1 pseudogene is annotated in these 1,256 nt (G+C 81.3%); it reads right to left on the bottom strand.

Features of this window, described 5'->3' with window-relative positions:
• Nucleotides 1-1,214 (bottom strand): annotated as a pseudogene (locus ACFU6K_RS39290) (hypothetical protein); the annotation flags it as partial.
• Between the last annotated feature and the right edge of the window lie 42 nt (nt 1,215-1,256).

The raw sequence follows: 1,256 nt of genomic DNA, 5'->3' as shown, positions 1-1,256 counted from the left end.
GCCGTCGTGCAGGGCAGCGGCGACCACAGCGGACAGGCCACCGGGCCCTGCGGCGGGGGAGCGGCGCCCCGGGCCGCCGCCGGCAGCTCCCAGCGCGCGGCCGCCTGCGGCCGCGGCTCCACCAGGACGGCCTCCAGGCCGGGTGCCGGGCTGCACCAGATGCTGGTGATGCCGTTCGGCGCCCCGCCGGGCAGCAGCGGCACACCCGGGCCGGCCGGTCCCGCCGCGTCCGCCGAGTCCGCCTCCTCCGGGCCGGTGGCGGGCAGAGCGGCCGGCAGGCACTGCGCGGGCGCCGGCGGGGCGGACGGCCGGAACAGCCCCGCCGGGCGCACCCCCGCCAGGGTCGCCAGCACCGCCCCGCCCACCGCGAGCGTCAGCAGCGCCGCCGCGCCCGTCCGGCTCGCCGTCCAGAGCCGGTGCCGGGCCCGCAGCACCGCCACCGGCGTACGGTGCGGCTCCGGGCAGCCGCGCACCGCCGCCCGGTGCAGCAGCCCGCTCAGCCCGTCCGCGAAGCCCGGCGCCGCCGGATCCGGCCCGACCAGCTCCGGCACCCACTGCGCCAGCGCCGCCCGCGCCGCCCACACCCGCCCCTCGGCCGCCGCCCGGGTGGACTCCACCTCCACCGCGACCGCCGCCGCCGGGAACCCCAGCCCGTCGTGCAGCACCAGCGCCCGGCGCTGGGGGCGGGACAGCCGCTTCAGCGCCTTCAGCAGCGCCCGGTCCCGGTCGGTCAGCCGGTCGTGGTCCGGCAGCACCGCCTGCGACTCGTCGGCCGGCCGCACCCTGATCCGCCGGTGCGGCAGCCCCCACGCGTGCGACCGCCGGGGCCCGCCCCGGTGCCACGGCGACAGCGCCAGCTCGCAGGCGCGCACCCGCACCCACCCCTCCGGGTTCCCCGAACCGGTGACCGCGCCCCAGCTCCTGCGCGCCTCCCCGAACGCCCGCCGTACGCAGTGCACCGCCCGGTGCCGGCAGGCGGTCAGCAGGAACACCTGCTGCACCAGCCGGGTGTGGGTGGTCGCGTAGAGCTCCTCGAAGGTGACCGCCGGGGCCTCCGCGTCGAGGTCGTCCTCCGCGCTCGAAGGAGCGGCGGCGGCCAGCGCCGCCCGGCCGGGGCTGACGAAGGCGCGCCCGGCGGGGCCCTGGACGTCCGCGGCGGGTGCGGCGCCGGGCTCCTTCCTCGCCTGCCCGGGGTCGGCGGACGCGCGCTCCACGGGTTCGGGTGCCGACGGCCGCCCTGCGTCGCCGTCCTGCGC

The sequence above is a fragment of the Kitasatospora sp. NPDC057512 genome (assembly GCF_042802135.1).
Classification (GTDB): domain Bacteria; phylum Actinomycetota; class Actinomycetes; order Streptomycetales; family Streptomycetaceae; genus Kitasatospora.
Note: the sequence above shows the minus strand (reverse complement) of the source record. Positions and strands in the feature narration are given on the sequence as shown.